Genomic DNA, 14,549 nt, shown 5'->3' with positions numbered 1-14,549 from the left:
CCCCCTCCACCATCCGGTTGATTGCGAGCGACGCGAGCCATGCGGAACTTTCGTACATCATCCGATGTCATTGCTGGATCAAGAATGAATTCGCGTCGCATCATGGCCGCCTTCCCGTCGGCGGCCGACCAACAGGTCACGCTCGCCAACTGGCGTCAGCATCCCTTCAACGAGTGGGCATTCCGCAATGTCCGTGAATTGCTACCTACCGCGAACATCGCGCGCGCCGCGGCGCCGGCGCCGCTGTCCTTTGCGCCGCGCTATCTCGACGACGTCAGCTTCGCCAACCCGCGCGGCGAGACGGTCGGCGTCGGCGAGGCGCTGCGTGCCAGCCACACCGACGGCATCGTCGTGTCGCATCGCGGACAGGTCGCGTTCGAATGGTATGCCCATGGCCTCACGCCCGATGCCCCGCACCTGATCTTCTCCGTCAGCAAGTCGGTCGCCGGAACGCTCGGCGGCATCCTCGCCGATCACGGCAAGCTCGACCCCGACGCGCCGGTGACGCGCTACATCCCGGAGATGGAAGGCTCGGTCTATGGCGGCGGCTGCACGGTACGGCATCTGCTCGACATGAGCGTCGGCATCCGCTTCGACGAGGATTACATGGCGCGCGACGGCGACGTCATGAACTACCGGCGCTCGACCGGCTGGGAGCTGCCCGATCCGGCGATTCCGCCGAGCAATCTGCGCGACTATCTGCGCACGCTGCGGCCGAACGGCGCACCGCATGGAGAGACCTTCCACTACGTCTCGACCAACACCGATGTGCTCGGCTGGGTTTACGAGCGCGCCTGCGGCCTGTCCTACGCAAAGATCCTCTCCCACTATCTGTGGCAGCCGATGGGCGCCGAGCACGACGCCTACATCACGGTCGATTCACGCGGCGCAGGCCGCGTCGCCGGCGGCATCTGCGCGACACTGCGGGATCTCACCCGCTTCGGCGAGATGATGCGCAATCACGGCATCAGCAACGGACGACAGGTCGTCCCCGGCTGGTGGATCGACGACATCAGGCAGAACGGCAATGCGGAGGCCTGGTCGCGCGGCGACCTGACGAAAGTGTTTCCAAACGGCAATTACCGCAACAAGTGGTACACGCTCGATCGGCGCGAAACGCCGTTTGCCGCGGTCGGCATCCATGGCCAGTGGATCTACATCGATCCGGCCAATGAGACCGTGATCGCACGCGTCTCCTCCCAGCCGCTGCCGATGGATCTCGATCTCGATCACATGTGGATGCGCGGCTATCGCGCGATCGCGGCCAGGCTTGCCGGCAAGAGCTGACCGATTGCGACAGGGGGACACCATGGGACCATCGATCAACCGCCGCCGTCTGTTGCAGATCAGTGCGGGAGCAAGCCTCGGCATTGCGATGCCGCGCATCGCGCGGGCCAGTTCGAAGACGATCACGGCCGTCATGCACGCGCCGCTGCGCGCCACCGACCCGATCATGACGACGGCGTGGACCGCGCGCAACCACGGCTATATGATCTACGACACGCTGTTCTCGACCAATTCGAAATTCGAGATCAAGCCGCAGATGGTCGAGGCCTGGGAGGTCTCCGCCGACAGCCTGACCTACACCTTCCGCCTGCGGCCCGGCCTCAAATTCCATGACGGCAGCGCAGTGACATCGGCCGACGTGATCCCCTCGCTGCAGCGCTGGGCCAGGCGCGACACGATGGGCCAGAAACTGTTCGAATTCGTCGCCGAACTGAAGGCGATCGACGAGCGCACCTTTCGCATGGTGCTGAAGGAGCCGTGCGGCTTCGTTCTGGCGGCGCTCGGCAAGCCGACCGCCAACGTGCCCTTCATCGTGCCGGCGCGGATCGCCGCGACGCCCGCCGACCAGGCCATATCAGATCACCTCGGCTCCGGACCGTTCCGCTTCGTGACGGCGGAATTCCAGCCCGGCGTCAAGGCCGCCTATGAGAAGAACCCGGACTACGTTTCCCGCTACGAACCATCCGACGGCACCGGCGGCGGCAAGGTCGTCAAGATCGGCCGCTATGAATGGATCAGCGTGCCGGACTTCCAGATCGCGACCAACGCGCTGATGAACGACGAAATCGACTACTTCGAGGTGCCGCCGCACGACCATCATCCGATGCTCGCGCGCGCCTCCAATGTCGAGCTGACCGATTACAACACGCTCGGCTTCTCCGGCATGTGCCGGATGAACTGGCTGGTGCCGCCGTTCGACCGGCCGGAGATCCGCCAGGCCGTGCTGCACGCGGTGAACCAGAAGGACTGGCTCGACACCCAGATCGGCAATCCCGATTACTACAAGATCACGCCGGCGATCTTCGTCGCCGGCACGCCGTTCGAAAGCGCGGTCGGATGGTCGACCAAGGCGGACACCGCGAAAGCCAGGGAGCTGCTCAAGCAGGGCGGCTACAAGGGCGAGCCGATCACGATCCTGCACGCGACCGACGCCCCGATCATCACCGCGCTCGGCACGGTCACCGCCGAGGCGCTGCGTTCGATCGGCATGAACGTCAACCTGCTCGCGATGGATTGGGGTTCGGTGGTGGCGCGGCGCGCCAAGCAGTCGATGCCGGCCGAGGGCGGCTGGTCGCTCTACCATTCGACCTGGGCCAGCGCCGACCTCGTCAATCCGATCGGCAACGCCTGCGTCAACGGCAAGGGCAAGAACGGCGGCTTCTTCGGCTGGGTCGAGGATACCGAGCTCGAGCGGCTGCGCGACAGCTTTGCCCGCACCGCGGCGCCGCCGGACCAGAAGGCGCTGGCCGACAAGATCCAGGCACGCGCCTACGAGGTGGTCACCCACGTCCCGACCGGGCAGTACAATCAGCCGGCCGCGACGCGCAAGGCGCTGAAGGACATCGTCCGCGCGCCGGTGCCGCTGTTCTGGAACGTCGACAAGACCGGTTGAGGCCCCTATTCGATCGGCGGCCGCCGCGTGTGCCAATCCGTCGCCGACTGGAACGCGGCGCCGGCGCGGACCAGCACGTCCTCGGACAGATGCGGGCCGACCAGTTGCATACTGAGCGGCATCTGGTCCGAGGCCATGCCCATCGGCAAGGTAATGGTCGGGCTGCCCGAGAAATCGAACACCGCCGTGAAGCGCAGAATGCTCAGGAGGACATTGGGGTCGGCACCGTATTCGCTCATCTTGGTGAGCGTCGGGATCGGCACCGGCATCGTCGGGATCAGTAGCAGGTCGATATCCTCGAACATGGCGACGAGGCTGCCGCTGAACTTCTGCCGTTCATGATGGATGGCCGCGATGTCGACGCCGCTCGTCGCCCTGCCCTGCTCGATCAGCTGCGCGAGATCGGGTCCGTATTCCGACTTCCGCGACGGGTAGGTGTCCAGATGCGCCTCAGCCGTCTCGACCGAGCACATCGCAATCCACTGGCTGACGAGCTTCTGGTAAGGCGGGACATGCACCTCGCGGATGTCGGCGCCGAGATCGGCGAGCGTGCGCTCGGCTTGCACCAGCGCAGCGACGACTTGCCGATCGATGCCCTCCTGGGTGTACCTGCGGTCAACACCGATCCTGAGGCCCCTGATGCCGTCGCCCGCTCCAGCGAGATAGTTCGGCACCGGAGCCCGCAAAGCGGTCGGGTCGTTGATATCAGCGCCCGCGATGACGCCGAGCATCGCCGCGGCATCCGCAGCGCTCCGGCACATCGGCCCGACGTGATCGAGCGAGTCGGCCAGCGGGAAGACGCCGTAGCGGCTGACCCGCCCCCAGGTCGGCTTGATCCCGGTCAACCCGCAGGTCGCCGACGGAAAGCGGATCGAGCCGCCGGTGTCGCTGCCGATAGAACCGTAGCAGAGCCCCGCCGAGGTCGCGACGCCCGATCCGGTCGACGACGAGCCAACCCAGTAGTTCACATTCCAGGGATTGAGCGGGGCCTGAACGGCCGGATGATGGCTGGTATAGGCCCCCTCCGTCATCTTCAGCTTGCCGAGCGTCACCGCACCGGCGACTTCGAGCCGGTCCACGATCGTGGCATTGAAGGACGGCACGAACTTGGCGTGGATCGTCGTGCCGCCCGCGGTCGGCGCAAACGAGGTGTAGCAGAGGTCCTTCAGCCCGATCGGAACGCCATGCAGCGGGCCGCGCCAGACACCCTTGGCGATCTCCGCATCATACTGCTTGGCCTGGGCCATCGCCCGCTCCGCAAGGACCAGCGCATAGCCGTGAAACTGTCCATCCAGCTTCGCAATCCGGCCCAGCATTGCCTCGGTCACCTCCGACGGCTTCGCCTCCTTGCGGCGAATGAGCTCGGAGACTTCGATGATGGATTTGTAGTGCAATGAATCCGCTGACATCTGACGCCCTGCTGTTATCGGAATATGCCTGTCCGGACCGCCGCCGCGGGCGGCGATCTCGCGGCTCTGCTGACGGCGCGCCCCGCCTAGAACTGGACGCCGCGCGTCAACGCGCCGTCCACCACGAGGTTGGTCCCGGTGATGAAGCTCGCCGCTTTGCTCGCCAGGAACACAGCGGCGTTCGCCATCTCCTGCGGCGTGCCCATGCGGCCGGTCGGGTTGAGCGCCAGTGCTGTCTTGTACAGTTCGGGATTGCCGTCCTTGATCATGTTCCAGACACCACCCTCGAAGTAGGTGTTGCCCGGTGATACCGAATTGGCCCGGATGCCCTTGGCCGCGAGCTGGTAGGCAAGGCCCTGCGTGTAGTGGATGATCGCCGCCTTGAACGTACCGTAGGGACCGCTGGCAAAATCGACCTCGCGTCCCGACACGCTCGAGATGGTGACGATCGCGGCGGCGCCGCTCTTCTCCAGATACGGCATCGCCGCGTTGACGAGGCGCACCGTCCCCATCATGTCGGTGGAGAATTCCTTCTCCCAGCTCTCCTCGTCCTGCCCGATCGACAGCGCGCTGACATTGGCGACCACGACATCGATGCCGCCGAGCTTGGACGCCATGTCGGCGACCCAGGCCTTCAGGGCCGGCCCGTTTGAGACGTCGACGGCACTACCGAACGCCGAAACGCCCTTGGCCTTGAGCGCTGTGACCGCAGCGTCGACGTCGCCCTGGTTGCGCGCACAGATGCCGACATTGGCGCCCTCGGCGGCGAACGTGTCGGCGATCGCCCTGCCGATGCCCTTGGTGCTGCCGGTAACGAGAACCTTTGCTCCCTTGAGTCCGAGATCCATGTCCATTCCCTCCATTATTATCAATTATGCAACGCACTGATCTTCACCGCATCGCGCGGTCGATCACAGCAACAGCTGCGCGCGAACGTTGTCCGCGTTGACCTCCTCACCGGCCAGCGATCGCGTGATCTTGCCCTTCTCCATGATGTAGCAGCGCTGCGCGATCTCCAGGATGGTGTCGAGATTCTGCTCCACGAACACGATCGTGGTCCCGAGCTCCGCTCGGAACGATTTCAGCGCCTCGCAAATATGCTGCACGATCGACGGCTGGATGCCCTCCGACGGCTCGTCGAGGATCATCAGCGCCGGATTGCCGATCAGCGCGCGGCCGATCGCAAGCTGCTGCTGCTCGCCGCCCGACATGGTGCCCGCGATCTGGCGCCGGCGCTCCCTCAGGCGTGGAAAATACTCGTAGACGAGCTCGGGCAGCTTCTTGCCTTCGGGCCCGCCGATCAACTCGCCGACCTGCAAATTCTCCTCGACGCTCATTTGCGGAAACACGTCGCGGCCCTGCGGGATGTAGCCGAAGCCGGCGCGCGCCCGCGCATCGGCCTCGAGCTGCGTGACATCCTGATCCATGAAGCTGATGGTGCCGCGCCAGGTCTGCAGCAGACCGATCAGGCACCGCATCAGGGTCGACTTGCCGACGCCGTTGCGGCCGATCACGCCGACGATCTCGCCGCGCGACACCGACATGCTGACGCCTTGCAGGATCGGCGTCGCGCCGTAGCCCGCCCAAAGCCCCGACACCTCCAGAATGCGATCAGTGGGCATGAGTCTTACCCAGATAGATTTCTGCGACCTTCTCGTCTTCCAAAATCGCCTCCAAGCTGCCGCGCGCGAAGATCTTGCCAAGATGCAGAACGGTAACGCGCTGGGCAACCTGACGCACGAACGCCATGTCGTGCTCGACGACCAGGACGGTCATGCCCTCGGCATTGAACGACTTGATCAGCTCGCCGGTCTTGAAAGTCTCTTCCGGCGACATGCCGGCGGTCGGCTCGTCCAGCAGCAGCAGCTGCGGCTGCAGCGCCAGCGCCATCCCGATCTCCAGCCATTGCTGCTGGCCGTGCGACAGCGCACCGGCGAGCTTGCCGCTATCGTCAGCCAGGTTGAGCAATGCGAGCAGCCGCTCCTCTTCAGCACGGCAATCCGCGCCCGAAATGCGTTCCTGCAGCGCGATCTGGATGTTCTGCCGCACCGGCAGCTCCTTGAACACGCTCGGCGCCTGCATCTTGATGCTCATGCCGCGCTGCACCCGCGCGTAGGGCCGCTCGACGGTGATATCGATCGAGTCGAAGAAGATGCTGCCCGTGGTCGGCGGATAGAGCCCGACGATCAATTTGAACAGCGTGCTCTTCCCGGCCCCGTTGGGCCCGATCAAGCAGTGGACCTCGCCGGCATTGACCGTCAGGTCGACATCGGAGACGGCGGTCAATCCGCCGAAACGTTTCGATACGCCTTTTACGTCGACTAACGCCATGATTCAGGTCTCATCCGATTGCAGGCGGGCGGTATCGGCCAGCGCGGGGGCTTCGTCGCGGCGCCGACGCCTGGTCCACCAATCGACGACGAGCTTGCCGATGCCGAGCACGAAGCCCTGCGGCGCCAGCATCACGGTGGCGAGCAGCAGCACGCCCATCAGCACCAGCGCCGCTTGCTGGCTGTAGACCGTGATGGTCTGAAAGCCGAACAGCAGCAGGAACGATCCGACCAAGGTCGCGGTCAGATCGTTGCGTCCGGAGAACGCCACCCACACGATCGGCATCGCCGCCGCCGGCAGGCCGATGCTGGATGGCGTGATGAACTGCCCCCACGACGTGTACAGTGCGCCGCTCAACCCTGCGAGGCCGCTGCCGATCACGAAGGTCAAAAGCTGATACTTGCGGACATCATAGCCGAGCATCTCGGCGCGCTGCGGATTTTCCCGCGTCGCCACGATCACGTTGCCGACGCTCGAGTTCACCAGCATGCGTAGCGCGATGTAGACGATGACGATCAGCGCGATCATGACGTAATAGAGCGCCGAGCCCTCGATGTCGAAGTCGCCGACCGTGAGCGGGTCCATTCCCTTCATGCCGTTGAAGCCGTTCAGCCGGGCCGGACCGATATGCCATTCGGGTCCCGCGGTCTGCCCGAGGAAGAAGGCAAGCACTAGCGTCGCCGACAACGTCACGATGCCGAAGAAAATCCCGCTGATGCCGCCCCAGATCATGAAGTAACCGAGGATCCCGGCCGCGATCATCGCGATGACCACGGAGAGAACCAGCGCGGCGATCGTGGTCGTTCCCCCGCCCATATTGATGGCGAGCACGCCATAGCCGTAGCCGGCGATGCCAAAGAAGAAGGTCTGGCCGAACGACAGCATGCCGCCGTATCCCCACATCAGGCAGAGACCGAGCGCCATGAATATCCAGATCAGGAAGTAGGCGAAATTGCCGACGTCATAGGAATCGGCGAACAGCGGATAGATCAGCGCCCCCGCCAGCACGGCGAGGAAACAGGACCAGAAGATCTTCCCGCGTCCGAGCGTCTGCGGGCCCTCGAGCAGCTTCAACATCAGAAATTCCCGTCTAGCGCCCACGACGAACCAGCACGCTGGATAGTCCCTCGGGCAGCACACGTATGATCAGAATGACAGCAAACAGCATGCCGATCTGGCCGATGATCTGCCCGTAGCTGGCATTCAATGCCATTCGGATCATCGCCAGGAACACCGCGGCCGGCGCGGTTCCGAGCAGGACATTGGCGCCGCCGATCACCACGGTGACGAAGCTCTCGACCACAAAGGTCGCGCCCATGGTCGGGATCAGCGTCATGGTCGGCGCGTAGAGCGCGCCGCAGAGCCCCGCGAGCGCGGTGCCGATACCGAAGCTGATGGAATAGATCCGCCCGGTGCGCGCGCCGAGCGCCTTGGCCATCGCCGCATTCTGCATCGTGGCGCGGGCGATCACGCCAAAGCGCGTCTTCATGAAGATGACGTAGAGGCCCGCAAGGACCGCTACCGCACAGGCAAACAGCACCAGCCGGTAGGTCGAAAACGTATAGCCCCCGATCGCGAAGCTTCCTTCCGGCGTGCCAATACCGCGCACCGCGGAGCCGACGATCAGCAGCATCGACTGCGTCACGATCAGACTGAGGCCCCAGGTCGCGAGCAGCGAGTCGAGCGGTCGCTTGTAGAAGCGCCGCACGACGAGGTACTCGACGATCATGCCGATGATCCCCGCCGTCAGCGCGGCCAGGATCTGCGCGATCGGAAGCGGCACGCCGAGATTCACGAGCCCCACGGTGACGTAGGCGCCGCACATGATGAACTCGCCATGCGCCATGTTGATGACGCCCATCATGCCGAACACGATGGCCAGGCCCGCCGCCGACAGGATGAGGAACGCGAAGACATCGGCGAACTGATAGAATACCGAGAAGAGTTCAGCCGACATTCCGGTCTCCCTGATCGCGGCGCCGCATCATTGCGGCGCCGGCTTGCTTCAAAGCCGCGATGCAAACACGAGCAAGATTCGTGCCTGCGCGCATCACGACTTGCTGGGAAGATGACTCGGCGTGTACTGATCCTTGTCGTTCTTCTTGGTGAGGTCGCAGCCGATCTCGCCGAGCCAGTATGGCTGGATCGTCCCGTAGTCCTTCTCCACCGTCACCTCATGCTTGGGCCCGACCGAGATCAGGCGCATGCGGTGCGACGTATGCTGGCTCTTCGGGTCGATGCAGACCTTGCCCTCGGGAGCCTCGATGCAGGCATCACCCGTTGCGATCACCTTTCGCATGTCCTCGAGCTTGGTCGACTTCGCCTTCTCGACCAGCGCCTTGTACATGTAGAGCGCGTTATAGGCGTTGTAGCCCATGTCGTTGATGTAAAGCTCATCGGGGAATTTTGCGTGCCAGCGCTTCTTGAAGTCATTGGCTTCGGGGGTATCGATCTCCTCGAACCAGTTCGCGGTCGCATGCATGTTGTTGAGCGCCGGCGGCTTGAACCGCTTGTGCTCGAAGCCGAGCATGATCTTGATCGAAGAGCCCATCGGCAGGTTGAGGTTGGCCGCGGCCGCCTGCTCGAAGAACGAGTCCTGGGCGGCGCCGACATTGATCGTCAACAACCAGTCCGGCTTCGCCTTCTGGATGTTCTGGATCGTCTGCGCGAACTGCGACACGCCGAGCGGGATGAATTCCTCGCCCACGACCTCGCCGCCGAGGTCCTTCATGATCTTGCGGTTCCATTCCGCGGAGATCTGGCCGAAATTGTAGTCGGCTGCGATGACATAGACCTTCTTGCCGAACTTCTGGACCATCCAGGGGATCAGGGTCGAGAACTGCTGCTCCGGCACCGCGCCCATGCTGATCATGCTGGCGTCGCAGACACCGCCTTCATACTGGTTCGTATAGAAGTACGGCGTGGTGGTGCGATCGACGATCGGACGCAGCGCCTCGCGCGATGCCGAGGTGATGCCGCCGATCAGCACGTCGACCTTGTCGCGATTGAGCAGCCGTCGGCCGAACTCCTGATAGCGGGCATTGTCACCCTGGGGATCGAGATGGATCAACTCGATCTGCCGGCCGAGAATGCCGCCGCTCTTGTTGATCTCCTCGACCGCGAGCTGCGAGCCGTGCAGCTTCGGCATGCCCATGAAGGCGAGATCGCCGGAGACGTCCTCCAGCAAGCCGACCTTCAGCGGCGGCTCCGCCGCCTGGGCGACACCTATTGCCGCGGTCCCGAGCATTGCACCAAGCAAAGCCATTCCGACTATACGCCCCGAATACATCGCGATGTCCTCTGTCGTTGAAGGATGTTTGAAGTCACGCCTTGAGGTAATTCTTCAGGATCGACGCCCCCATCGTGTATTTGGGATCGACCATGTTGCCGAGCCGCATGCGGCCGGCCTGGCTGAGCAGCATGTAGGCGTCGATCTCGTCGAAGCCGTAATCGGCGCTCATCCAGCGCACGAGCTCGCGATAGGCGATGCGCGCCGCGTCCTCGAGCGGGCGCGCGCTGCCGATCGTCATGATGAAGTCGCGCGTCTCGAGCCGCGGCCAGGCGAAGCTCCAGTTCTTGATCAGATCGATCTGCAGCGTCACCGTCGCGCGCTGCTCGAGCGCGACGCCCGAGAGCTCGCCATCGCCCTGCGTCGCGTGGCAGTCGCCGACATAGAGCAGCCCGCCTTCGGCATGCACCGGCAGATAGATAATCGCGCCCGGTGCGACGTCGGGCAGGTCCATGTTGCCGCCGTGATAATCGGGCTGCAGCGAGGAGATCGCCTCGATCTCTGGCGAGACGCCGATCGTGCCGATGAACGGTTCATAGGGCAGCGTGATCTTGTCGTTCCAGCGCACGCCGTTGCGGTCGACATGCAGCTTCCTGACGCGTTCCGGCAGCGGCGGATTGAGCAGCGCCGTGGATGCGGTCCCGACCAGGCCGCCGAACTCCGGAATGATGCAGGTCGTTCCGGCCGGCTGCGCGCCGCGGGTCTCGACGTCGCGGATATAGACGGCGAGGCAATCGCCCTTCTTGGCGCCTTTGACCGCGATCGGTCCGCATTGCGGGTTCAGATAGGGGAAGTTCAGCTTCGCCGTAGGGCTGTCGCTTTCGCTGGTGAGCACGCCGCCGAAGGCGTCTTCGGTTTCGACAACGACGACCCCACCTGGGTCGATCGAAAGGGTCGGCTTGGCATAGGGCCCATAGACGTAATGGAAGCCGCCCTGCTGCTCGATCGTCAGGCTATGGGTCGTGCCGGTCGCGCCCTTGGCAAGGGCGCGCTTGGCCATGATGGAACTCTTCAACCAATCCTCGGTCATGCGGTCGGCTCCTCAATTCAGATCGCGGGATGGCGCTTGTGCCAGTCGGTGACGCGCTGGAAAGCATCGCCCGCGCGAACGAGGCTTGCTTCGTCGAAGTGACGGCCGACGAACTGGAAGGCGATCGGCCCGCCGTTCGGCGCGAAGCCGCCGGGAAGCGTGACGGTCGGGCTGCCGGTCATGTCGAACGGACAGGTGAAGCGCAGCAGCCCGGTAATCAGCGACGGGTCCTCACCCAGCGCCGCCATCTTGGCCAATGTCGGCGCAGCGAACGCCTGGGCCGGAACGGCGATCAGATCGACCGTCTCGAACAACAGCCGCACCGCGCCGCGGAATGCTTCGCGCCGCAGCACGATCTTCTGATAGTTCATGCCGGATTGCGCCCGGCCGAGATCAAGCAGGCCGGCGAGCGCCGGACCGTATTCGTCCTTGCGGGCCGGATAGGTCTCTTCGTGCGCGACCGCCACTTCGATGCCGCACAAGGGGAACCAGTCCTCGATGACGGCCTTGGGATCAGGAAACGTGATGTCCTTGATCTTCGCGCCCAGATCGGCAGCAACGCGCAGCCCTTCGCTGAGCACCTTGCCGGCAGCCTCGTCGGTACCTTCGCTGGTCCAGCGCCGATCGACCCCGATCGTCACGCCGCGCAAATCGCCGGACAGGCCGGCGAGATAGTTCGGCACAGGCAGCGGCACGGAGGTGGTGTCCTTGGGATCCTGGCCGGCAATCACGGCGAGGATCGCGCCGCAATCGGCCGCGCTGCGCGCCATCGGCCCGATGTGATCGAGCGTTGCCGCAAGTTCGAACGCGCCATAACGGCTCACGCGTCCCCAGGTCGGCTTCAGCCCGGTGATGCCGTTGGCGGCCGATGGAAAGCGGATCGAGCCGCCCGTATCGGTGCCAAGCGAGCCAAAGCAAAGCCCCGCGGCGGTGGCGACGCCGGAACCGCTCGACGATGCGCCCGACCACAAATCGGCATTCCACGGATTCTTCGGCGGGTCGATCTTCGGGTGATGGTCGGCATAGGCGCCCTCGGTCTGCTGCAGCTTGCCGAGGATGACAGCGCCGGCATCCTTCAACCGCGCGACGACCGTGGCATCCTCGCTCGGCCGGAAGTCCCGATGAATGGTCATGCCATGCGCGGCCGGCGCGCCCTTGGCCCAGCACAAATCCTTGACGGCGATCGGCACGCCGTGGAGCGGTCCCTTGATCTTGCCGGACGCGATGTCCTTCTCGGCTGCCGCCGCTTCGGCCAGCGCCGCCTCGCCCATCACATAGGCGTAGCTCTTGAGCTTGCCGTCGAGCTGCTCGATCCGCCCGAGCATCGCCTTGGTCACCTCGACCGGCGAGAGCTTTTTGGCCTGGATTTGCTGCCCGATCTCAATGAGCCCGAGATAGTGAAGATCCGTCGTCGGCATCGTTTCTCATCCCCGCACTTGACATGACGCAAGCGCAGGCACTGCCCATCACCGCGCATGCGCCTCCGGCTTGGCGGCACGGACGTGTCGCCAATTTGTTTAGCGGCAAAAGCAAAAAACCACCCGCCCCTCCGAAACGAAGGTGACGAATGGCCCAAATGCCGCGGCTATGAACTATCGCATGGGTCCGAAGTCGAACGGAGCACTCTGCGCGGCGATCGGGACGTCATCGGCCAAATCGACGCACGCAAGGTTCGACAGGAAGCCCTGTAGGAGAAAATTCTAAGGAGGTGTGCAGCGCGTTGTCAACGAGGCTGGCTGCACAAATTTCGCGAGGTGCATGCGCAGCAAATCGGCATGACCTCTTGCACCGACCTCTGCGAAGATGATTTCCTTGATGCGTTGCGCCGCCGAAAGCACTCAATGACCAAGCCCTCCATTCCAGTTGGCATCATCTGCTCGCAGCACGGGCCCTATCAGGCCATGGGACGCGAGATCCTGAAGAGCGCCATGATGGCGGTCGACGAAATCAACAATCAGGACGAGTTCGACTTCGCGATATCTGCGCATGTCCGCGATCCCCGCGGAATCATTTCGGAGTACCACACGGTCTGCGACGACCTCATTCGCAACGTCGGCGTCGAGCACATCATCGGCTGCTACACTTCGGCCTCGCGCAAGCAGGTGCTGCCGATCGTCGAGCGTACCGATCGCCTGCTCTGGTATCCGGCGCGCTACGAGGGGTTCGAGTGCTCCGACAATGTCATCTATGTCGGCGCCTCACCCAATCACAACGTGCTGCCACTGGTGCGTTACGTGCTCGATAATCTGTCGCACGAGATCTTCTGTGTCGGCTCCAACTACGTCTGGACCTGGGAAACCAATCGCGTCACCCGCGAGCTGGTGACGGCGGCCAAAGGACGCATTCTCGCCGAACGCCTGCTCGAACTCGGTGAAAGCGCGGTCACCCACATCGTGGACGAGATCGTGCGGCGCCGGCCGCCGGTCGTCTTCAACACCTTGGTCGGCAGTTCGAGTTATGACTTCATCCGCGCCTTTCATGCGGCGACCGCCGCGGCCGGCCTCGACATCCCGATGCTGAGCTGCAGCCTGTGCGAGCCCGAGCTCAAGATCGCGGGTCCCGCGTCGGCCGGATGCATCACCTCGTCGGCCTATTTCGAGAGCATTCGCCTGCCCGAGAACCGGGCCTTCGTGGCGCGCTGGAAGGCGCGCTACGGCGAGCACAGCAGCCCGTCCGTCGACGGGCAATCCGCCTATGTCGCGGTCTATCTGCTGGCCCGCGCGCTGCAGCGTGCCGGCACATCCGATATCGGCGAGGTGCGGCGCGCCGCGGCCGGCCATCGCTACAATTCGCCGCAAGGTCCGGTCTGGATCGACGGCAGCAACAACCACTGCGTCCTGACGCCGCGGCTGGCCGTCTCGAACGCCGAAGGACAGTTTGACATCTTCTGGGAAGCTGAAGCGCCGGTTAGACCGGATCCTTATCTGACGCAGCTCGACATCGCCGCCAGCCCGGCAAGGGATGGAACGTTGCCGAATGCGCCGCATTTGCGGGTTGTGAAATGAGCAAACCGTCGTCATTTTCGCTGCGCGGGCGCAAGGCGCTCGTCGCCATCAAGGATGAGCGCGATGCCTCGATCGTCAGGCGCCAGTTCGAGCGTCTCGGGATCGAGATCGTCACATGGGAGCCCGGTGCCAGTATCGACTGCCGTCCCGACGTGACGCTGATCGATGACGAGTTCCTGCCGCTCACCTCGCCGGCGCAACGGACGTCGCTTGGACGAAGCCCGGTCATCACCCTGCTCGGCACCGAGACGCCAAGCCGTCTGAAGCTGGTGCTCGACCTCGATCCGGCGTCGTTTCTGGTAAAGCCGCTGCGATCGGCCGGCATCTATGCCGCGCTCGTCCTGGCTTTCGAGCGAAGCGAGCGCACCAGCGAGCTCAAGCAGCAGGTGCTCAAGCTGGAGCAGCGCCTGCGATCCCGCCGTGTCGTGCTCGCCGCGGTCCTTCAGGTCATGCACACCCATGCGCTGGCCGAGCCGGCTGCCTTTGCGCTGATCCGCCGCGCCGCCATGGAGCAGCGCAAGACGATCGAGGAACTCTCGGCGGAGATCACCGCAAAGGGTTCCCTGCCGCGGGCAACGGGCTAGAG

13 protein-coding genes are annotated in these 14,549 nt (G+C 64.1%); 4 read left to right on the top strand and 9 right to left on the bottom strand.

Going from position 1 to position 14,549, the window contains the following annotated elements; genetic code table 11:
• Nucleotides 1–84 precede the first annotated feature (84 nt).
• Complete coding sequence (locus ACVW1B_RS08080; protein WP_253609371.1) at nucleotides 85–1,287, top strand: serine hydrolase domain-containing protein; 1,203 nt, start codon at nucleotides 85–87, stop codon at nucleotides 1,285–1,287.
• A gap of 22 nt (nucleotides 1,288–1,309) precedes the next feature.
• The gene (locus ACVW1B_RS08075) at nucleotides 1,310–2,899 is read left to right on the top strand and encodes an ABC transporter substrate-binding protein (protein ID WP_253609372.1); all 1,590 of its coding nucleotides are present in this window, start codon (nucleotides 1,310–1,312) and stop codon (nucleotides 2,897–2,899) included.
• Nucleotides 2,900–2,904: 5 nt separating this feature from the next.
• Here the strand turns inward: ACVW1B_RS08075 and ACVW1B_RS08070 are convergent, their stop codons facing one another.
• The 9 genes from ACVW1B_RS08070 to ACVW1B_RS08030 form a co-directional block, all read right to left on the bottom strand.
• Nucleotides 2,905–4,308, bottom strand: a complete 1,404-nt coding sequence (locus ACVW1B_RS08070) for an amidase (protein WP_456791912.1) — start codon at nucleotides 4,306–4,308, stop codon at nucleotides 2,905–2,907.
• Nucleotides 4,309–4,394: 86 nt separating this feature from the next.
• Entirely contained in the window at nucleotides 4,395–5,156 is a 762-nt protein-coding gene (locus tag ACVW1B_RS08065; RefSeq protein ID WP_225647396.1) for an SDR family NAD(P)-dependent oxidoreductase, read from the bottom strand.
• Between the two features lie 63 nt (nucleotides 5,157–5,219).
• Nucleotides 5,220–5,930 carry an ABC transporter ATP-binding protein gene (locus ACVW1B_RS08060; RefSeq protein WP_016845725.1) on the bottom strand — a complete coding sequence of 237 codons (711 nt, stop codon included), beginning with the start codon at nucleotides 5,928–5,930 and terminating at the stop codon, nucleotides 5,220–5,222.
• Nucleotides 5,920–6,639 carry an ATP-binding cassette domain-containing protein gene (locus tag ACVW1B_RS08055; RefSeq protein WP_253609375.1) on the bottom strand — a complete coding sequence of 240 codons (720 nt, stop codon included), beginning with the start codon at nucleotides 6,637–6,639 and terminating at the stop codon, nucleotides 5,920–5,922. The genes ACVW1B_RS08060 and ACVW1B_RS08055 overlap by 11 nt, the downstream gene beginning before the upstream one ends.
• A 3-nt stretch (nucleotides 6,640–6,642) precedes the next feature.
• Nucleotides 6,643–7,716, bottom strand: coding sequence for a branched-chain amino acid ABC transporter permease (locus ACVW1B_RS08050; RefSeq protein WP_057015931.1), 1,074 nt, complete (start codon nucleotides 7,714–7,716; stop codon nucleotides 6,643–6,645).
• A gap of 13 nt (nucleotides 7,717–7,729) precedes the next feature.
• Nucleotides 7,730–8,596, bottom strand: a complete 867-nt coding sequence (locus tag ACVW1B_RS08045) for an ABC transporter permease subunit (RefSeq protein ID WP_253609376.1) — start codon at nucleotides 8,594–8,596, stop codon at nucleotides 7,730–7,732.
• A 93-nt stretch (nucleotides 8,597–8,689) separates the two neighbouring features.
• Entirely contained in the window at nucleotides 8,690–9,904 is a 1,215-nt protein-coding gene (locus ACVW1B_RS08040) for an urea ABC transporter substrate-binding protein (RefSeq protein WP_092080051.1), read from the bottom strand.
• Between the two features lie 58 nt (nucleotides 9,905–9,962).
• Nucleotides 9,963–10,958 carry an acetamidase/formamidase family protein gene (locus ACVW1B_RS08035; RefSeq protein WP_057015930.1) on the bottom strand — a complete coding sequence of 332 codons (996 nt, stop codon included), beginning with the start codon at nucleotides 10,956–10,958 and terminating at the stop codon, nucleotides 9,963–9,965.
• A 17-nt stretch (nucleotides 10,959–10,975) separates the two neighbouring features.
• Nucleotides 10,976–12,376 (bottom strand): amidase, encoded by a 1,401-nt coding sequence (locus ACVW1B_RS08030; RefSeq protein WP_253609377.1) that lies wholly within the window; start codon nucleotides 12,374–12,376, stop codon nucleotides 10,976–10,978.
• 423 nt (nucleotides 12,377–12,799) lie between these two features.
• Between ACVW1B_RS08030 and ACVW1B_RS08025 the strand changes: the two genes are divergently transcribed.
• Both ACVW1B_RS08025 and ACVW1B_RS08020 read left to right on the top strand, forming a co-directional pair.
• Nucleotides 12,800–13,963, top strand: a complete 1,164-nt coding sequence (locus tag ACVW1B_RS08025; RefSeq protein ID WP_456791911.1) for a transporter substrate-binding domain-containing protein — start codon at nucleotides 12,800–12,802, stop codon at nucleotides 13,961–13,963.
• Nucleotides 13,960–14,547, top strand: coding sequence for an ANTAR domain-containing response regulator (locus ACVW1B_RS08020; RefSeq protein WP_253609379.1), 588 nt, complete (start codon nucleotides 13,960–13,962; stop codon nucleotides 14,545–14,547). The genes ACVW1B_RS08025 and ACVW1B_RS08020 overlap by 4 nt, the downstream gene beginning before the upstream one ends.
• Nucleotides 14,548–14,549: the final 2 nt, after the last annotated feature.

This window comes from Bradyrhizobium sp. USDA 4502, from assembly GCF_054063355.1.
This window is presented reverse-complemented; position numbering and strand designations above follow the sequence as displayed.

Coding starts and splice junctions, on each gene's coding strand:
- ACVW1B_RS08080 (WP_253609371.1), top strand. CDS start 85: ATGAATTCGCGTCGCATCATGGCCGCCTTCCCGTCGGCGGCCGACCAA.
- ACVW1B_RS08075 (WP_253609372.1), top strand. CDS start 1,310: ATGGGACCATCGATCAACCGCCGCCGTCTGTTGCAGATCAGTGCGGGA.
- ACVW1B_RS08070 (WP_456791912.1), bottom strand. CDS start 4,308: ATGTCAGCGGATTCATTGCACTACAAATCCATCATCGAAGTCTCCGAG.
- ACVW1B_RS08065 (WP_225647396.1), bottom strand. CDS start 5,156: ATGGATCTCGGACTCAAGGGAGCAAAGGTTCTCGTTACCGGCAGCACC.
- ACVW1B_RS08060 (WP_016845725.1), bottom strand. CDS start 5,930: ATGCCCACTGATCGCATTCTGGAGGTGTCGGGGCTTTGGGCGGGCTAC.
- ACVW1B_RS08055 (WP_253609375.1), bottom strand. CDS start 6,639: ATGGCGTTAGTCGACGTAAAAGGCGTATCGAAACGTTTCGGCGGATTG.
- ACVW1B_RS08050 (WP_057015931.1), bottom strand. CDS start 7,716: ATGTTGAAGCTGCTCGAGGGCCCGCAGACGCTCGGACGCGGGAAGATC.
- ACVW1B_RS08045 (WP_253609376.1), bottom strand. CDS start 8,596: ATGTCGGCTGAACTCTTCTCGGTATTCTATCAGTTCGCCGATGTCTTC.
- ACVW1B_RS08040 (WP_092080051.1), bottom strand. CDS start 9,904: ATGGCTTTGCTTGGTGCAATGCTCGGGACCGCGGCAATAGGTGTCGCC.
- ACVW1B_RS08035 (WP_057015930.1), bottom strand. CDS start 10,958: ATGACCGAGGATTGGTTGAAGAGTTCCATCATGGCCAAGCGCGCCCTT.
- ACVW1B_RS08030 (WP_253609377.1), bottom strand. CDS start 12,376: ATGCCGACGACGGATCTTCACTATCTCGGGCTCATTGAGATCGGGCAG.
- ACVW1B_RS08025 (WP_456791911.1), top strand. CDS start 12,800: ATGACCAAGCCCTCCATTCCAGTTGGCATCATCTGCTCGCAGCACGGG.
- ACVW1B_RS08020 (WP_253609379.1), top strand. CDS start 13,960: ATGAGCAAACCGTCGTCATTTTCGCTGCGCGGGCGCAAGGCGCTCGTC.